General features: G+C 62.2%; 13 protein-coding genes. 6 read left to right on the forward strand and 7 right to left on the reverse strand.

Annotated elements, in window-relative coordinates:
- The first annotated feature begins 61 nt into the window (after positions 1-61).
- Positions 62-1,063 carry a hypothetical protein gene (locus tag ACWTU7_RS27260; RefSeq protein WP_455840952.1) on the forward strand — a complete coding sequence of 334 codons (1,002 nt, stop codon included), beginning with the start codon at positions 62-64 and terminating at the stop codon, positions 1,061-1,063.
- Between the two features lie 44 nt (positions 1,064-1,107).
- On the opposite strand, the gene ACWTU7_RS27265 is transcribed toward ACWTU7_RS27260, so the two are convergent.
- From ACWTU7_RS27265 to ACWTU7_RS27290, 6 genes are all read right to left on the reverse strand, one after another.
- On the reverse strand, positions 1,108-1,914 hold the full coding sequence (locus ACWTU7_RS27265; protein ID WP_455840951.1) for a molybdopterin-binding protein: 807 nt from the start codon (positions 1,912-1,914) through the stop codon (positions 1,108-1,110).
- Between the two features lies 1 nt (position 1,915).
- A complete protein-coding gene (locus tag ACWTU7_RS27270) occupies positions 1,916-2,800 on the reverse strand; it encodes a cytochrome b/b6 domain-containing protein (protein ID WP_455840950.1) in 885 nt (294 codons plus the stop codon).
- A 114-nt stretch (positions 2,801-2,914) separates the two neighbouring features.
- Positions 2,915-3,598 (reverse strand): DUF1345 domain-containing protein, encoded by a 684-nt coding sequence (locus ACWTU7_RS27275; protein WP_127211939.1) that lies wholly within the window; start codon positions 3,596-3,598, stop codon positions 2,915-2,917.
- Positions 3,599-3,730: 132 nt separating this feature from the next.
- Positions 3,731-4,225, reverse strand: coding sequence for a YaiI/YqxD family protein (locus ACWTU7_RS27280; RefSeq protein WP_127211940.1), 495 nt, complete (start codon positions 4,223-4,225; stop codon positions 3,731-3,733).
- Complete coding sequence (locus tag ACWTU7_RS27285; protein ID WP_455840949.1) at positions 4,212-4,487, reverse strand: hypothetical protein; 276 nt, start codon at positions 4,485-4,487, stop codon at positions 4,212-4,214. The genes ACWTU7_RS27280 and ACWTU7_RS27285 overlap by 14 nt, the downstream gene beginning before the upstream one ends.
- Before the next feature lie 116 nt (positions 4,488-4,603).
- Positions 4,604-5,731: an S-(hydroxymethyl)glutathione dehydrogenase/class III alcohol dehydrogenase gene (locus tag ACWTU7_RS27290; protein WP_455840948.1), complete on the reverse strand. Its 1,128-nt coding sequence runs from the start codon at positions 5,729-5,731 to the stop codon at positions 4,604-4,606.
- Positions 5,732-5,931: 200 nt separating this feature from the next.
- Between ACWTU7_RS27290 and ACWTU7_RS27295 the strand changes: the two genes are divergently transcribed.
- From ACWTU7_RS27295 to ACWTU7_RS27310, 4 genes are all read left to right on the forward strand, one after another.
- Positions 5,932-7,944 (forward strand): acetyl-CoA carboxylase biotin carboxylase subunit, encoded by a 2,013-nt coding sequence (locus ACWTU7_RS27295; protein WP_455840947.1) that lies wholly within the window; start codon positions 5,932-5,934, stop codon positions 7,942-7,944.
- Between the two features lie 246 nt (positions 7,945-8,190).
- Positions 8,191-11,670 carry a DNA polymerase III subunit alpha gene (gene dnaE, locus ACWTU7_RS27300; RefSeq protein WP_455840974.1) on the forward strand — a complete coding sequence of 1,160 codons (3,480 nt, stop codon included), beginning with the start codon at positions 8,191-8,193 and terminating at the stop codon, positions 11,668-11,670.
- Positions 11,671-11,843: 173 nt separating this feature from the next.
- Positions 11,844-12,854, forward strand: a complete 1,011-nt coding sequence (locus ACWTU7_RS27305) for a methyltransferase (RefSeq protein WP_455840946.1) — start codon at positions 11,844-11,846, stop codon at positions 12,852-12,854.
- 104 nt (positions 12,855-12,958) lie between these two features.
- Entirely contained in the window at positions 12,959-13,759 is an 801-nt protein-coding gene (locus ACWTU7_RS27310; RefSeq protein WP_127210358.1) for a potassium channel family protein, read from the forward strand.
- 105 nt (positions 13,760-13,864) lie between these two features.
- Here ACWTU7_RS27310 and ACWTU7_RS27315 read toward each other — a convergent pair whose 3' ends face one another.
- Complete coding sequence (locus ACWTU7_RS27315; protein ID WP_127210360.1) at positions 13,865-14,746, reverse strand: DMT family transporter; 882 nt, start codon at positions 14,744-14,746, stop codon at positions 13,865-13,867.
- Positions 14,747-14,928: 182 nt separating this feature from the next.
- Here ACWTU7_RS27315 and ACWTU7_RS27320 point away from each other — a divergent pair, with 182 nt between their 5' ends.
- Positions 14,929-15,435, forward strand: coding sequence for a hypothetical protein (locus tag ACWTU7_RS27320; protein WP_029353042.1), 507 nt, complete (start codon positions 14,929-14,931; stop codon positions 15,433-15,435).
- The last annotated feature ends 11 nt before the right edge of the window (positions 15,436-15,446 follow it).

Here is a 15,446-nt window from a genome sequence, read left to right on the forward strand (position 1 = left end):
GCCGGTTTCTCAACGAACTCCCGATATGTTGGGTCCAAACGACGTTCGGACGGGGAACGAAATGGGCGAATTAACGATGAGCGCGCCTGTGGCCGGGCTGACCTCGAAAAATTGGATCACAGCGGAAGACGTGGTCATGCTGCGCCGCGAGGTGTTTGGCGACGGCGTGGTGACGCGCGGCGAGGCCGAGGCGCTGTTTGCGCTCGACGCAACGGCCAAGGACAAATGCGCGCAATGGCCTGTTTTTTTCGTCGAAGCTGTGACCGACTTCATCGTTCATCAGGAAAAGCCGGCGGGCTATATCTCGCAGGACAATGCCGACTGGCTGGTCCGAGCGATTTCGCGCGACGGCATGGTCGATAGCCGGACCGAACTCGAATTGCTGGTGCATGTGCTGGAAAAGGCGAAATCGTCGCCGAACGGGCTTTGCGTTTATGCGCTGGCGCAGGTCGCCAATGCCGTTCTGGACGGCAAGGGGCCGCTGATGCACGACGGCAAGCTGGTTCCCGGCCTGATCGCCAAGGCGGAAGTCGAGCTTCTGCGCCGCATCCTCTATGCCCATGGCGGCGACGGCAACATCGCGATCACCCGCGCCGAGGCCGAGATGCTGTTCAAGATCAATGAGCGGACAGCGGCAGCCAACAACGATCCGTCATGGAATGATCTGTTCGTCAAAGCGATCGCCAATTTCGTCATGTGCTCGGCCGGCTACGAAGCGCCGAGGCGCGACGTGGCACTGCGCCGGGATTCTTTCTTCGAGCAGGCGGAACCGGGGATCGGCAGTTTCTTTGGCCGCATGGTATCGGGCGGCCTCGCCGGCATCATGGAAGCCTATCGCGCGCCGGGCGATATCGAATCCGAATGGGAATCGAAGAACAAGGCAGCCGAGGCACTGGCCCGCCGCGCCGAAACCATCGACGCCAGCGAGGCGAAGTGGCTGGCTGAGCGCATCGGCCGCGACCGGCCGCTGCGCGAGAACGAGCGCGCGCTGCTGACACTGATCAAGCATGCCTCGCCGGAAATCCATCCGGTGCTCAAACCGCTAATCGACAAGGTCGCTTGAGCAAAAGCACTAAAACACTGATCGGAAATGGCGGAGCTATGGCCTCAAATGCCGCCGTACCAGTCGTAGCCGTTGTCCTCCCAGTAGCCGCCCCTGCCGCCGCCGATAGTGGCGAAACCGTCGACCAGTTCGATCTTGCGGAGATATTTCGGCATCTTGTAGCCGATCTGGCGCTCGACGCGGACACGCAACGGCGCGCCGTTCTCGACCGGCAGCGGCTTGCCGTTCAAGCCATAGGCAAGGATCGTCTGCGGATGACGGGCATCGAACAGGTCGATCGAACCGTAATATTTGATGTCGCCGGACAGGCTGCGGTCGATCGTGTCGAGGCAGTGGAACATGACGTATCGCGCCTGCGGCTTGACCACCGCCTGATCAAGCACCAGCGACAGCGGCGTGCCGGTCCATTTGGCGATGCAGCTCCAGCCTTCGACGCAGTCGTGGCGGGTGATCTGGGTGCGGCTTGGCATGCTCATCAGCTGCTCGCGCGTCAGCGACAGCGGCTTTTCGACGAGGCCGGAAACCTCGAGCCGCCAGTCGGCGAAATTGTTGGCGAGCAGGCCCTTGTAGACATCGTCGTCTGGCGCGGTGACGCCGTTCGGCCGCTGCGGCTGGCGAATGTCGGCTTCGGTGAATTCCGGCGCCAGCGAATCGCCGGCAAGCAGGCGTTGCGCGCGCCAGGTAAGGCCGTTGGCGCCTTCGAGGAAGCTGCGCAGGCCGTCGCCCACGCCAAGCTGGCTGTCGAAAGCATCGCAACCCGACAGCATGATGCCGGAGACGCCGAGGCTGGCCGAGGTCAGGAATTTTCTTCGGCTTATCTGTAGTTTGGGGCTGATCTCAAACTTCGCCATCTCACGCACTCCTTTGGGGCGTCTTGCTGCCATGGGCCGCCGGCGGATCGGTTCGGTACCAGCCGGTGATGATGGAACGCAACTCGTTGATCGGGCCGGCGGCGAAGATCATCAGTATATGGACGATGAAGAAGCCGACGAGCAGCAGCATTACGATGAAATGAATCGTCCTCGCCGTCTGCCGGCCGCCGAGCAGATCGTTGAGGAACGGCAGCACCGCGTTCATGCTCGGCGACATGGCAAGGCCGGTGATGATCATCAGCGGCAGTAGCACGAACATGACGCCGCCATAGGCGATCTTCTGCAGCGTGTTGTACTCGCGCCTGTGGTGGAACTTGAGCCTGGCATGATCGGTGATGTCTCGCGGCAAGCGCCTGAGATCGTCGATGCGCGGGGCAAGATCGCGGCGGAGATGGCCGTTCATCAGGCTGGCGACCAGCCAGACGACCAGTGTCGTGGTCAGTATCCAGGCGAAGAAGAAATGGACGACGCGGGCGGTGCCGAGGTCGTAGTAGGAGGGGATCGTCGCCCAGGACGGGAAGGCGCGGGACGTCTCCCGACCCGCCGGTCCCGACCAGCCGAGCACACCGGTCGTATCGAAGCGCTTGCCGAAGATTTCGGTGTAGCCGCGCGGACCGTTTGCGGTGTTCTCGGCGCCGATGGCGAAGATGGTGTTGTTGTATGCGAATCCCGACTCCTTGCCGATATAGAGCTGAGGGCGGGCGTTGAAGATCTGCAGGCCGGAAAGTAGCATGAAGAACAGCGAGATGGCCCAGAGCCAGTGCGTCAGCCGAGTCCAGCGCGACTGCCGGTAGATCAGCGTTGCGTCCTTCGGCGCGGCAGTATCTGGCCCGACGGTGGATTGACTCCTGACAACCGATTCCATTTTTTCGCGTCCTTCCGGCCGCTCAGTCGGCCTTTCCGATCGTTCTCCTCCCAATACGTTGCCAGCCAAAGCGATGTTTCATCCGATCACGAAATTATTACGGCCTGCCTGGTACTACCGGCTCCCGAGACTAACGGCGAGGTTGACCGCGGCGGCGACGATCACTGTATTGAAAAAGAACGACACGATCGAATGCAAGAGCACGATGCGACGCATTTGCGTGGTCGAAACCGCGGTATCGGAGGTTTGTGAAGTCATGCCGACGGTGGTCGAGAAATAGAGGAAATCCCAGCCGTCCGGCCGCTCCTTACCCGCAAACACGAGGCCGCCGACGGGCTTTCTCTGCTTCGCTTTGCTGCCGGGGTCGGTCTCTTCATCGTTCAGCCAGTAAACATGGGCGTAATGCAGCGCCGTCATGGCGTGGATGGTGAACCAGCCGAGCGGGATCGACAGCAGCGCGAAGGTGAGTTCGACAGGATGCGCGCTGCGCTCGCGATTGATCAATTGGAACAACGAGATGATGGCGACGGCGACGACAATCAGCGTCACGCCAAAGATGACCAGCACCGGCTGGTCGGTGGCGCGGGCATTCTTGCTCAGATAGCGGTCGGTGAGCAGCGGCATCTGGGCGACGACGATGACGGTGTAGGCGGCGAAAAACGCATTGGCGCCGATGGAAAAGGCGAGCGGAGTGCGCAAGAGCAGCGCGATCGCCAGCGCCACTACACCGATGCAGGCCGACACCGCGAACTGCATGTGGCGGTGAAGTGGTTTCTTCAGGGGCATCTCGGTCGTCATGGCCCGGCCTCTGATGGCGGTCCGTCTTACGCCGCTCGTCTTTTAGGACTCGGACATTATAACACTTTTGACTGTGCCCATGATGCCGAAGATCGATTCCCGATTTTGCTGCGCGATCTCCGGTTCAAAGCGCTAGCCCGGTGCGGCGGATTTCAGCGCGCGCCGCAAGATGCGGTCGAGCTCGCCGAGAAACCGTGAGCGGTCCTGCGGCGCGAAACCGGCATTGTAGCCCTTGCTCTCGCCGGTCTCGCGCAGATGCTGCTTGAGGTCGCGCATGGCCACCGCCATGCCGATCGTTTCCGGCGTGAACGGGCGCCCGGTCGGCCCAAGCACGTGGGCGCCGAGTGCCACCGTGCGGGCGGCGAGCGGGATGTCGGCTGTCACCACAATGTCGTTGGGCTTGGCATTGTCGACGATCCAGTCGTCCGCCGCGTCGGCGCCCTTGGAAACGACGACGTTGCGGATCATCGGATCGCGCGACGGGCGCAGGCCGCCATTGGAGACGAAGGTGACGACGATGCCATGGCGCTCGGCGACTTTCTCGACCTCAGCCTTCACCGGACAGGCATCGGCATCGACGAGAATCTGTAGGCGGCTTCGTTCTTGGTTGATGTTAGTCGTGTTCATACGGCGTGAATTTCAGCTCGTAGCCGCGCGGCTCGGTGCCGGGCGGCTCAGTGGGCTCAGTGTTATAGACGTAAATTCTTCCAGTGGAGGAGAAACCAATGTGTTGGCCGATGGTGCGTATCATATCGATCGCTTGATCCGCGTCCGACGCCCAAACTTTCATTCCAAAGAAAGCCGGCCCGGGCTCTGTTTCAAAGTCCTCATTGGGAGATACAACCTCGCCCTCGGCCAGAACCGTGAAGTGACGGAACGCTGTCTTCATCCGCCCGTTCCGGAGCTTCATTCTCCAATTGAGAGTCTCAGGATTCATGGGAGTGCCTGATTAACTTCGCGGTGACTGCGAACGGCAATACGAACGCGAATTTGAACCTCCTTCACCTAGTAAACCACCACGCTCCTGATGCTCTTGCCCTGATGCATCAGGTCAAAACCCTTGTTGATGTCCTCCAGCTTCAGCGTGTGGGTGATCATCGGGTCGATCTCGATTTTGCCGTCCATGTACCAGTCGACGATCTTCGGCACGTCGGTGCGGCCGCGCGCGCCGCCAAAGGCGGTGCCCATCCAGGTGCGTCCGGTGACCAGCTGGAACGGCCGCGTCGAGATCTCCTGGCCGGCGCCGGCAACGCCGATGACGACCGACTTGCCCCAGCCGCGGTGCGATGCTTCAAGGGCCTGCCGCATCACCTTGGTGCTGCCCGTGCAGTCGAACGTATAGTCGGCGCCGCCGATCTGGTCGGCGCCGCGCTTGGTCATGTTGACGAGATAGGGCACGATATCGCCATCGATCTCCGTCGGATTGACGAAATGCGTCATACCGAATTTCTCGCCCCATTCCTTCTTGTCGTTGTTCAGGTCGACGCCGATGATCATATCAGCGCCGGCAAGGCGCAGCCCCTGGATGACGTTGAGGCCAATGCCGCCGAGGCCGAAGACGGCGGCCGTGGCGCCGATCTCCACCTTGGCCGTGTTGATCACTGCGCCGATGCCGGTGGTGACGCCGCAGCCGATGTAGCAGATCTTGTCGAAGGGCGCGTCGGGATTGACCTTGGCCACCGCGATCTCGGGCAGCACGGTGAAGTTGGAGAAGGTCGAGCAGCCCATATAGTGGAAGATCTTGTCCTTGCCGATCGAGAAGCGCGACGAGCCGTCCGGCATCAGGCCTTGCCCTTGCGTGGCGCGGATCGCGGTGCACAGATTGGTTTTCCTGGACAGGCAGGACGGGCATTGCCGGCATTCCGGCGTGTAGAGCGGGATGACGTGGTCGCCCTTCTTGACCGAGGTGACGCCCTTGCCGACATCGACGACGATGCCTGCACCCTCATGGCCGAGGATCGCCGGAAAGATGCCTTCAGGATCGGCGCCCGACAGCGTGAATTCGTCGGTGTGGCAGATGCCGGTCGCCTTGATCTCGACCAGCACCTCGCCGTTGCGCGGGCCGTCGAGGTCGACCTCCAGGATCTCCAGCGGCTTTCCGGCAGCGACTGCCACAGCGGCACGGGTTTTCATCGGGGCTCTCCTCTCCAGCCAAATCGGCAATCGAGGCGAGCTTTAGCGTATCTGCAGGTTCTGGACTATGGGACGAATTGACAGTTCGTGACCGGGTTTTGGTCGGTGTCAGCCGACTTGCGCCCGGGATATGCGCCAACTTGCCTTGACCGGCCGGGCGAAGCCCATCAAAGAAAGGCAGCCGAGGGAATAAAACCCGCATGTTCACAAAAATCCTGATCGCCAATCGTGGCGAGATCGCCTGCCGCGTCATCAAGACGGCGCGCAAGATGGGCATCGCCACCGTTGCGGTCTATTCGGATGCCGATCGCGACGCCGTGCATGTCGAGATGGCCGACGAGGCTGTGCATATCGGGCCTTCGCCGGCCGCGCAGAGCTATCTGGTGCCGGAGAATATCATCGCCGCCTGCAAGGCGACCGGTGCTGAAGCCGTGCATCCCGGCTACGGGTTTTTGTCCGAACGCGCATCCTTCTGTGAAGCGTTGGAGAAAGAAGGCATCATCTTCATCGGCCCGAAACCCAAAGCGATCAGGGCGATGGGCGATAAGATCGAATCGAAGAAATTCGCCAATGCTGCAAACGTGTCGACGGTACCCGGCTGGCTTGGCGTCATCGAGAATGCCGGTCATGCCGAGAAAATAGCCGGCGAGATCGGCTATCCCGTGATGATCAAGGCCTCGGCCGGTGGCGGCGGCAAGGGCATGCGCATCGCCTGGAGCAAGGCCGAGGTGCGCGACGGGTTCGACCGGGCGCGGTCCGAGGCCAAAAGCTCGTTCGGCGACGACCGCGTCTTCATCGAGAAGTTCGTGGTCAATCCGCGCCACATCGAGATCCAGGTGCTGGCCGACGCGCACGGCAACGCGCTTTATCTCGGCGAGCGCGAATGCTCGATCCAGCGCCGCAACCAGAAGATCGTCGAAGAGGCGCCTTCGCCCTTCCTCGACGCCAAGACCCGGAAAGCCATGGGCGAGCAGTCGGTGGCGCTGGCCAGGGCGGTCGACTATCAGAGCGCCGGCACGGTTGAGTTCATCGTCGACAGCGAAAAGAACTTCTATTTCCTTGAAATGAATACGCGATTGCAGGTCGAGCACCCGGTAACCGAGCTCGTCACCGGCATCGATCTGGTCGAGCAGATGATTCGCATAGCTGCCGGCGAAAAGCTCGCTATCAAGCAAAGCGATGTCAAGCTGAACGGCTGGGCGGTGGAAAGCCGGCTCTACGCCGAGGACCCGTATCGCAATTTCCTGCCGTCGATTGGCCGGCTGACGAGATACCGGCCACCGGAAGAGGGACGGTTCGGCGACGTCGTCGTCCGAAACGATACCGGCGTCACCGAGGGTTCGGAAATCTCGATGTTCTATGATCCGATGGTCGCCAAGCTGTGCACCTGGGCACCGACGCGGCTCGCCGCCATCGACGCCATGTCGGAGGCGCTCGACAGCTTCGTCGTCGACGGCATCGAGCACAACATGCCGTTCCTGGCGGCGCTGATGCAGCATCCGCGCTGGCGGGAAGGGCTGATATCGACCGCCTTCATATCAGAGGAATATCCTGATGGCTTCGCGCCGATCGCGCCTGTTAGCCAGGAAAAGGCCATTTTCGCAGCCATCGCCACCGCGGTCGAACTGCTGCGCCGCGACCGGCTCGACCGGCTGGGCGGGCGGCTGGCGCCGCATTCGGGTGCCCTGAAACGCGACTGGGTGATCAAGATCGGCGAGGATTACCTTTCGGCCTCTGTCCTTGGAGGCATGATTTCCATTCCGCTGGAGCTCCACATGTCGATCGACGGTGGCAAGGCGCTGACAGTGGCGTCCGACTGGCGGCCGGGCGATCTCATTTGGCGCGGCACGGTCGGCGACCGCGGGGTTGCCGCGCAGATCAGGCCGGTGCCGAACGGATTTCGCATCGCCTGGAAAGGCATGTCGGTGACGGCACGCGCCATGCTGCCGCGCACCGCGGAGCTCGAAAGGCTGATGCCGGAAAAAGTGGCGCCCGACACGTCGAAGATGCTGCTCTGCCCGATGCCCGGCCTCGTCGTGTCGATTGCCGTTGCCGAGGGGCAGGAGGTCAAGGCCGGCGAGACGCTGGCGGTCGTCGAGGCGATGAAGATGGAAAACGTGCTGCGCGCCGAGCGCGATCTTACCGTGTCGAAACTCAAGGCTAAGCCGGGCGACAGCCTCGCAGTCGATGCGGTGATCATGGAATTCGCGTGAGGCTGAAAATAAAACCCGCCTCGGCGGCGGGTCGTTGGCGCAATTAACACCATGCATATATTCCTAGCATTAATGCCTTCACAAAGCCAACGATCGCGAACTTGCACGGCTCGAATGGCAATTGCTGGACTCGCATCATCCGGTGCCGGACAATACATCTTCATCGGCTGAGTCCTTTCAAGCGGCGCTAAAAAAACCATGGCGAATGAGACACTTCCACGCGACCCGTTGCGGCGTGAGGCCTTCATGAAGGCATCGCGGCCGGAAGCGCCTGCGCGGCCGTTCATTCATCTGCGCGTGCATTCGGCCTATTCGCTGCTCGAAGGCGCACTGCAGCTCGGCACCGTTGTCGGCCATGCGGTGAAGGATGACGCCCCGGCCATCGCCGTCACCGACACCAACAATCTGTTCGGCGCGCTCGAATTTGCGCAAAAGGCGGTAAAGGAGGGCATTCAGCCGATCATCGGCTGCCAGACCGCTCTCGCCTTTTCCGGTGAAGCCAGCGACAGCCAGCGCGACCGCAGACGGCAAGGCCCGGAAATGCGGCCCGTGGTCCTGATCGCGGCGACCGAGGCCGGCTACAGCAATCTGGTCAGGCTGGTCAGCCGGGTCTATCTCGAAACGCCGCCCGGCGAGGCCGTGCATCTGACGACCGAGATGCTGCACGGCCATTGCGACGGCCTGATCTGTCTCAGCGGCGGGCCGCGCGGCCCGATCGGCAATGCTCTGAAAGAGGACCGCCGCGACCTCGCCGAGACGCGGCTTTTGGCGCTCAAGGCGCTGTTCGGCGACCGGCTCTATGTCGAGCTGGAACGGGTTTCCGGTTATGACCGGGCCATCGAAAAATCGTCAGTCGACCTCGCCTACATCAATGACTTGCCGCTGGTTGCCACCAACGAGGCGTTTTTCTCCTCGCGCGACGACTATGAGGCGCATGATGCGCTGATCGCCATCGCCGAAGGTTCGGTGGTCGCCGTGGACAATCGCCGGCGCCTGTCGCCCGACAATTTTCTGAGAAGCCAGGCTGACATGGCGAGGCTGTTCGCCGATCTGCCGGAAGCGATCGACAACACCGTCGAAATCGCGCTGCGCTGCTCCTACTATCCCAAGACCCGCAACCCGATCCTGCCCCGCTTTGCCGGCGGCGACGTCGCCGACGCCGATGCGGCGGTGAAGGCGGAGGCGCAGGAGCTTGCCAGACAGGCGCATGAAGGGCTGGAGGCGCGGCTCGCAGCGCACGGCCCGACCGCTGGCTACACAGCCGAACAATATCGCGAAAGGCTGGATTTCGAGCTCGGGGTCATCGAGAGGATGAAATATCCCGGCTACTTCCTGATCGTCGCCGACTTCATCAAATGGGCGAAGGCGCAAGGCATTCCGGTCGGGCCGGGCCGCGGATCGGGCGCCGGCTCGCTGGTTGCATATTCGACGACCATCACCGACATCGATCCGCTGCGCTTCTCGCTGCTGTTCGAGCGCTTCCTCAATCCAGACCGCGTGTCGATGCCCGACTTCGACATCGATTTCTGCCAGGACCGGCGCGAGGAGGTCATCCGCTACGTCCAGCAGAAATACGGACGCGACCAGGTCGGCCAGATCATCACCTTCGGCACGCTGCAGGCCCGCGCAGTGCTTCGCGATGTCGGCCGGGTGCTTCAGATGCCCTATGGCCAGGTCGACAAGCTCTCTAAGATGGTGCCGTCGAACCCGGCCAATCCGGTCAAGCTCGCCGACGCCATCGCCAACGAGCCGCGCTTTGCCGAAGAGGCCGAGCGCGAGCCGATCGTGCAGACGCTGCTCGACATGGCGCAGAAGCTGGAAGGGCTCTACCGCCACGCCTCGACGCATGCCGCCGGCATCGTCATCGGCGACCGGCCACTGTGGGAGCTGGTGCCAATGTACCGCGACCCGCGCTCCGACATGCCGGTCACCCAGTTCAACATGAAGTATGTCGAGCAGGCCGGGCTGGTGAAGTTCGACTTCCTCGGCCTGAAGACGCTGACGGTGCTGGAGACCGCGGTCAAGCTGATCCGCCGCCGCGGCATCGAGATCGATCTCGCCCACATTCCGCTCGACGACCCCGATACCTATGCCATGCTGTCGCGCGGCGAAGTGGTCGGCGTGTTCCAGGTGGAAAGTGCAGGCATGCGCAAGGCGCTGATCGGCATGCGCCCCGACTGCATCGAGGACATCATCGCGCTGGTCGCGCTTTACCGGCCGGGGCCGATGGAGAACATCCCGACCTACAACGCCAGAAAGCATGGCGAGGAGGAGATGGCGTCGATCCATCCGAAGATCGACCATCTGGTGAAGGAGACGCAAGGCGTTATCGTCTACCAGGAACAGGTGATGCAGATCGCGCAGGAACTTGCCGGCTATTCGCTCGGAGAAGCCGATTTGCTGCGCCGCGCCATGGGCAAGAAGATCCGCGCCGAGATGGACAAGCAGCGCGAGCGCTTTGTTTCGGGCGCAGTCGAGCGCGGCGTCGGCAAGCCGCAAGCCGACTTCATTTTCGACCTGCTGGCAAAGTTCGCCGACTACGGTTTCAACAAGTCGCATGCGGCCGCCTATGCCGTCGTCTCCTACCAGACGGCCTATCTGAAGGCGCACTACCCGGTCGAGTTCCTGGCCGCGTCGATGACGCTCGACATGGGCAACACCGACAAGCTCGCCGATTTCCGCCAGGATGCGCTGCGCCTCGGCATCGACGTCGTGGCGCCGTCGGTGATATCAAGCTTCCGGGCCTTTGAAGTCGGCGAGAACCGGATCTTTTATTCGCTGGCCGCGCTCAAGGGCGTCGGCGACGCGGCGGTCGAGCATATCGTCGCCATGCGCGGCGAGAAACCGTTCAAGAACCTCGCCGATTTCTGCGAAAGGGTCGATCCGAAGATCGTCGGCAAGCGCGTCTTCGAAAGCCTGATCATGGCCGGCGCGCTCGACTGCTTCGGCCACGACCGCGCCGCGATGATGGCGGGCGTCGAGCGGATGATGGGGCTGGCGTCGCTGGCGCAGCAGAATGCAATGTCGGGCCAGCACGACATTTTCGGTGCTTCGCTCGGCGCACAGTCGCAGGCGCTCAACCTGCCGGCGACCGACCCGTGGCTTGCCGCCGACCGTCTGCACCGTGAATTCCAGGTGGTCGGCTTCTATCTCTCCGCGCATCCGCTGGACGAATACAAGGCGGCGCTGCAGAAGATGCGGGTGCAGAACTGGGCCGAGTTCTCGGCCGCGGTCAAACGCGGTGCTGCCGCCGGGCGGCTTGCCGGCACCGTCACCACCAAGCAGGAGCGCAAGACGCGCACCGGCAACAAAATGGGCGTCGTGCAGTTCTCCGACACGTCGGGCCAGTATGAAGCGGTGCTTTTTTCCGAAGGTCTGGCGCAGTATCGCGACCTGCTCGAGCCCGGCCGATCGGTGGTGATCACCGTTTCGGCCGAGGACAGGCCCGAAGGCGTCAATCTGCGCATCCAGACGGTGCAGTCGCTGGAGGACGAGGCAAGCCGCATCCAGAAGGCCTTGCGCATCTTTGTCAGGGATGACCGACCGGCGTCGGCGATTCAATCGCAGCTTACCCAGCGCGGCGATAGCCAGGTGAGCATTATCGTCATCAAGGATGAGGCGCAGGGCGAGGTCGAGATCGAACTGCCCAACCGTTACCGCGTCTCGCCACAGATCGCGTCGGCCATGCGCGCGGTGCCGGGCGTGGTGGAAGTAGAGCTGGTGTGAGCTAAGCACAGCCTCGTTTGTTTGGACCGTGTTCCGCCAAGCCAGCGCCAGCATGCCCAGCGCCGGATTGCCCGGTGACATTGCCACTGGTATCGTGAGGTCGGCCCGCCATGCCATCAACTCGTCTTTTCGGTTGCTGGCCTGGCGCTTTCGGCGGCCGGGGGGAGAGCCTCATGGACGAGCGGACAGCTGCTGCCGAACTCCAGAAAATTGTCAATGGGTTCCAGGTATCTCAGGCGGTATGCGTCGCCGCCACACTGGGCATCGCAGACCATCTCAAGGACGGAAAACGCACCAGCGGCGAACTTGCCGCGTTGACCAATACCCATCCGCAAGCGCTCTACCGGCTGCTGCGCGCCCTGGCATCGGTCGGCGTGTTCCATGAAGCGGAAGACCGGTTTTTCTCGCTGACCCCGGTTGGCGGCGCGTTGCGATCCGATGTTCAGCATTCGGTCGCACCGTGGGCGATTCTGGCCGGACGGCCGTATTTCCGTCAGGCATGGAGCGATCTGCTGCACAGTGTCAGCACCGGCGAAAATGCCTTTCGCCACGCTCATGGCAAGGGCGTTTGGGAATACCGGGCGGAGCATCCGGAAGAGTCCGTCATCTTCGACCGCGCGATGACGGCCATGTCGCGTGGCGTCGCCGCCGCGGTGATCGCGGCCTATGACTTCCGGCCGTTCTCTGTTGTCATGGATGTCGCGGGCGGGCAGGGCGCGCTGCTTGCCGAAATTCTCTGCCGCAATCCCGGCCAGCGCGGCATTCTTTTCGATCAGCCGCAGGTCGTGGCGAGGGCCGGCCCGGTCTTTGACGCCGCGGGCGTGGCCGATCGATGCGACATCGTCGCCGGCGATTTCTTCCTCTCGGTGCCCGAGGGCGCCGATGCGGTTGTGCTTAAATGGATCCTGCATGACTGGGACGACGACACAAACATCCGGATCCTGAAAACCTGCCGCCGGGCGATGCGCCCAGACGGCAAACTGCTGGTGCTTGAGGGCATTCTGGCGCCGCCCAACGAAGGCGCCGGCGCAAAATTCGGCGATCTGAACATGCTGGTCATGCCGGGCGGGCAGGAGCGCACGGCAGAAGAATTCGAGTTGCTGCTTGCGGCGTCGGATTTTCAGGTCGCCAATATCGTTGAAGCTGGACCTCGCATCAGCATCATCGAGGCAGAACCGGTCTGATCGCTTTCCGGGTCTGAAACGCTCCGGATGTTCTCAAGCCACAGCGGCTTCACCCTGCTCTGCCCCACTGGACGGCTGTCGCAGTGAGCGTTATCGCAGTTGTCATGAAGGCGCCAGACAGGGACGGAGCTCGGGATTCAGCCTTGACGCGGCTGCGCGGCACGCTGCGCAAGCTCTATCACGGGCGCACGCCCGCGGCTTTCCGGTTTCAACTGGTCGCGATCATCATCGACCTTGCCATCATCGCCTTCTTCATCGCCACACCGGTGATCCAGGAGTCGCCTTCGTTCCTCTGGCTCGATTATTCCGTGGCAGCGCTTGTCGCCGCCGACATGATTGCGCGGCTGCTTGCCTCCAACGACATGCTGCGCCTGATGAAACAGCCGGCGTCGTGGGTCGATGCATTTATCCTGCTGACGCTGCTGATGCCTTCAGCGCTAGCCAATCTGGGCTTCCTGCGCATATTGCGGCTGTGGTCGCTGTCGCGCAGCGGCGCGCTGTGGCGGTATCTCGAGATGCGCGGCCTCAAAAAATGGCGCGAGGCGAGCCACGCAGTCATCAATCTCCTGACATTCCTCCTTGTCATCACCGGTTTTGTCTACACCTTCTTCTTCCGCACTGGGGCCGGTCTCGAAGGCTATGTCGACGCGCTTTATTTCACCGTCGCCACGGTGACCACGACCGGCTTCGGTGACATCGTCCTGCCGGGTATCGCCGGCAAGCTCACCGCCATCGTCACCATGATCATCGGCATATCGCTGTTCGTCAGGCTGGCGCAGGCGCTCTTCCGTCCCAACAAGGTGTTTTTTCCCTGCCCGCAATGCGGCCTTCAGCGGCATGAAGCCGACGCCGTCCACTGCAAGGCCTGCGGGCATATCCTCAACATCCCCGACGAAGGCGACTAGGATGCGAGGTCAGAGCGCGGTTTTGCTGGAACTAAAACCGCGCTCTAACTCTTTGCTTTCACGCATTTTGTCGGACACCAAACGAAGATGCTTGGCTGCAAAATGCTAAGACGCTGCCACTTCCGCTGGTTTGCTCGCTTTTTTCTGCAGATTGAGCAGATTGCCCAACAGGATCAGCAAGGCGCCGCCGGCGGTGAAAGCATCGATCTGCTCGTGGTAGAGCAGCCAGCCGATCAGCGCTGACAGCGGCACGCGCAAAAAGTCCATCGGCGAGATGACGGTCGCGTCGGCATAGGCGAGCGCGCGGGCCATGCAGAAATGCGACGACATGCCGGTGAAGGCGATCAGCAGGATCCACGGCCATAGTTCGAGCGGCGGGTTGCGCCATTCGTACAGCGCCGGGATAAGGCCGAGCACCGACTGTATGACCAGCATCCAGAAGATGATGGACACGACGCTGTCCGTCCGCGTCAGCGATTTGACCAGGACCACAGATATGCCGAAGCAGACCGCGGCACCCAGCACGACGATATGTCCCGGATCGACGGAGCCGACGCCCGGACGGACGATGATCACCACACCGATCAGTCCGAGCACGATGGCCGCAAGTCTTGGCCGGCTTAGTCTTTCACCAAGAAAGCCGACCGCCAGAATGGCCGTCCAGATGGGCGTCGTGAATTCGATGGAGATCAGCACGGCCAGCGGGATCAGCGTCAAGGCGTATAGCCATGCCGCCTGGCCGACAAAATGGACGACATTGCGGGCGATATGAGCCAAGGGGCGTTTGGTGCGCATTGCCGCAAAACCGCCTGATATCATCACCAGCGGCAGGAGGATGAAAAGGCCGATCACCGAGCGCAGCTCCAGCACCTGGAATACGTTGAGCTCGGCCGTCGTGGCGCGGCCGGCGACCGACATCGTCAGAAACGATGCGATCGACAGCGCCATCCAGAACGCGGCCCGGGGGATCGAGGGTGAGGGTGCCATGCGCGCTATGTCGCAAGCCGGGACTTTCACCGCAACCGCTAGTCGACGCATTCGGCTGGGCCAGAAGCGACGTGTTGCAAAACGGTCATGTTGAAGGCGGAACCTGCCGTCACGGCGGGCGTTGGTCCAACAGCCAGTTCATTGGAAATATCGTCGTTCCGATATCAACGAGGAGAGATCCCATGAAATCATTTGCACGATTTGTACTTGCCGGCTGCCTGACGGCTGCGGCTGGCGCGGCTCATGCCGACGAGGCCGATTTTCTCCGCTCGTTCGAGGGAAACTTCGCCGGCAAGGGGACCGTCAAGGTAACCACCGAGGCGCCGACGGTGAGCGTCTCCTGCCGCTTCAATTCCGACGCGACATCGAGCTCATTGTCGCTGGACGGCACCTGCCGCGGTCTCGTCGTGGTGACGCGCGCCATCAGTGCCGATCTGAAGTCCCGCGGGACGAAGTACACCGGGACCTATGTCGGGTCCCGCACCGGGCCGGCGCAGCTCAGCGGCAGGCGCTCAGGCAATGCGATCAATCTCGGCATCCGTTGGGCGAAGGAGGTCAACGGCGATCGCACGGCGCAAATGACGGTCGAGAAGAATGGCGAGGACGGGATGCGGCTGACCGTTATCGACGTCGATCCGAAAACCGGCGAGCGCGTTTTGACCAGCCGGATCGACTTGAGGCGCATCTGACAGCCGCTCTA

The sequence above is a fragment of the Mesorhizobium sp. BHscii genome (assembly GCF_053848065.1).

Coding starts and splice junctions, on each gene's coding strand:
- ACWTU7_RS27260 (WP_455840952.1), top strand. CDS start 62: ATGGGCGAATTAACGATGAGCGCGCCTGTGGCCGGGCTGACCTCGAAA.
- ACWTU7_RS27265 (WP_455840951.1), bottom strand. CDS start 1,914: ATGGCGAAGTTTGAGATCAGCCCCAAACTACAGATAAGCCGAAGAAAA.
- ACWTU7_RS27270 (WP_455840950.1), bottom strand. CDS start 2,800: ATGGAATCGGTTGTCAGGAGTCAATCCACCGTCGGGCCAGATACTGCC.
- ACWTU7_RS27275 (WP_127211939.1), bottom strand. CDS start 3,598: ATGACGACCGAGATGCCCCTGAAGAAACCACTTCACCGCCACATGCAG.
- ACWTU7_RS27280 (WP_127211940.1), bottom strand. CDS start 4,225: ATGAACACGACTAACATCAACCAAGAACGAAGCCGCCTACAGATTCTC.
- ACWTU7_RS27285 (WP_455840949.1), bottom strand. CDS start 4,487: ATGAAGACAGCGTTCCGTCACTTCACGGTTCTGGCCGAGGGCGAGGTT.
- ACWTU7_RS27290 (WP_455840948.1), bottom strand. CDS start 5,731: ATGAAAACCCGTGCCGCTGTGGCAGTCGCTGCCGGAAAGCCGCTGGAG.
- ACWTU7_RS27295 (WP_455840947.1), top strand. CDS start 5,932: ATGTTCACAAAAATCCTGATCGCCAATCGTGGCGAGATCGCCTGCCGC.
- dnaE (WP_455840974.1), top strand. CDS start 8,191: ATGAAGGCATCGCGGCCGGAAGCGCCTGCGCGGCCGTTCATTCATCTG.
- ACWTU7_RS27305 (WP_455840946.1), top strand. CDS start 11,844: ATGGACGAGCGGACAGCTGCTGCCGAACTCCAGAAAATTGTCAATGGG.
- ACWTU7_RS27310 (WP_127210358.1), top strand. CDS start 12,959: ATGAAGGCGCCAGACAGGGACGGAGCTCGGGATTCAGCCTTGACGCGG.
- ACWTU7_RS27315 (WP_127210360.1), bottom strand. CDS start 14,746: ATGGCACCCTCACCCTCGATCCCCCGGGCCGCGTTCTGGATGGCGCTG.
- ACWTU7_RS27320 (WP_029353042.1), top strand. CDS start 14,929: ATGAAATCATTTGCACGATTTGTACTTGCCGGCTGCCTGACGGCTGCG.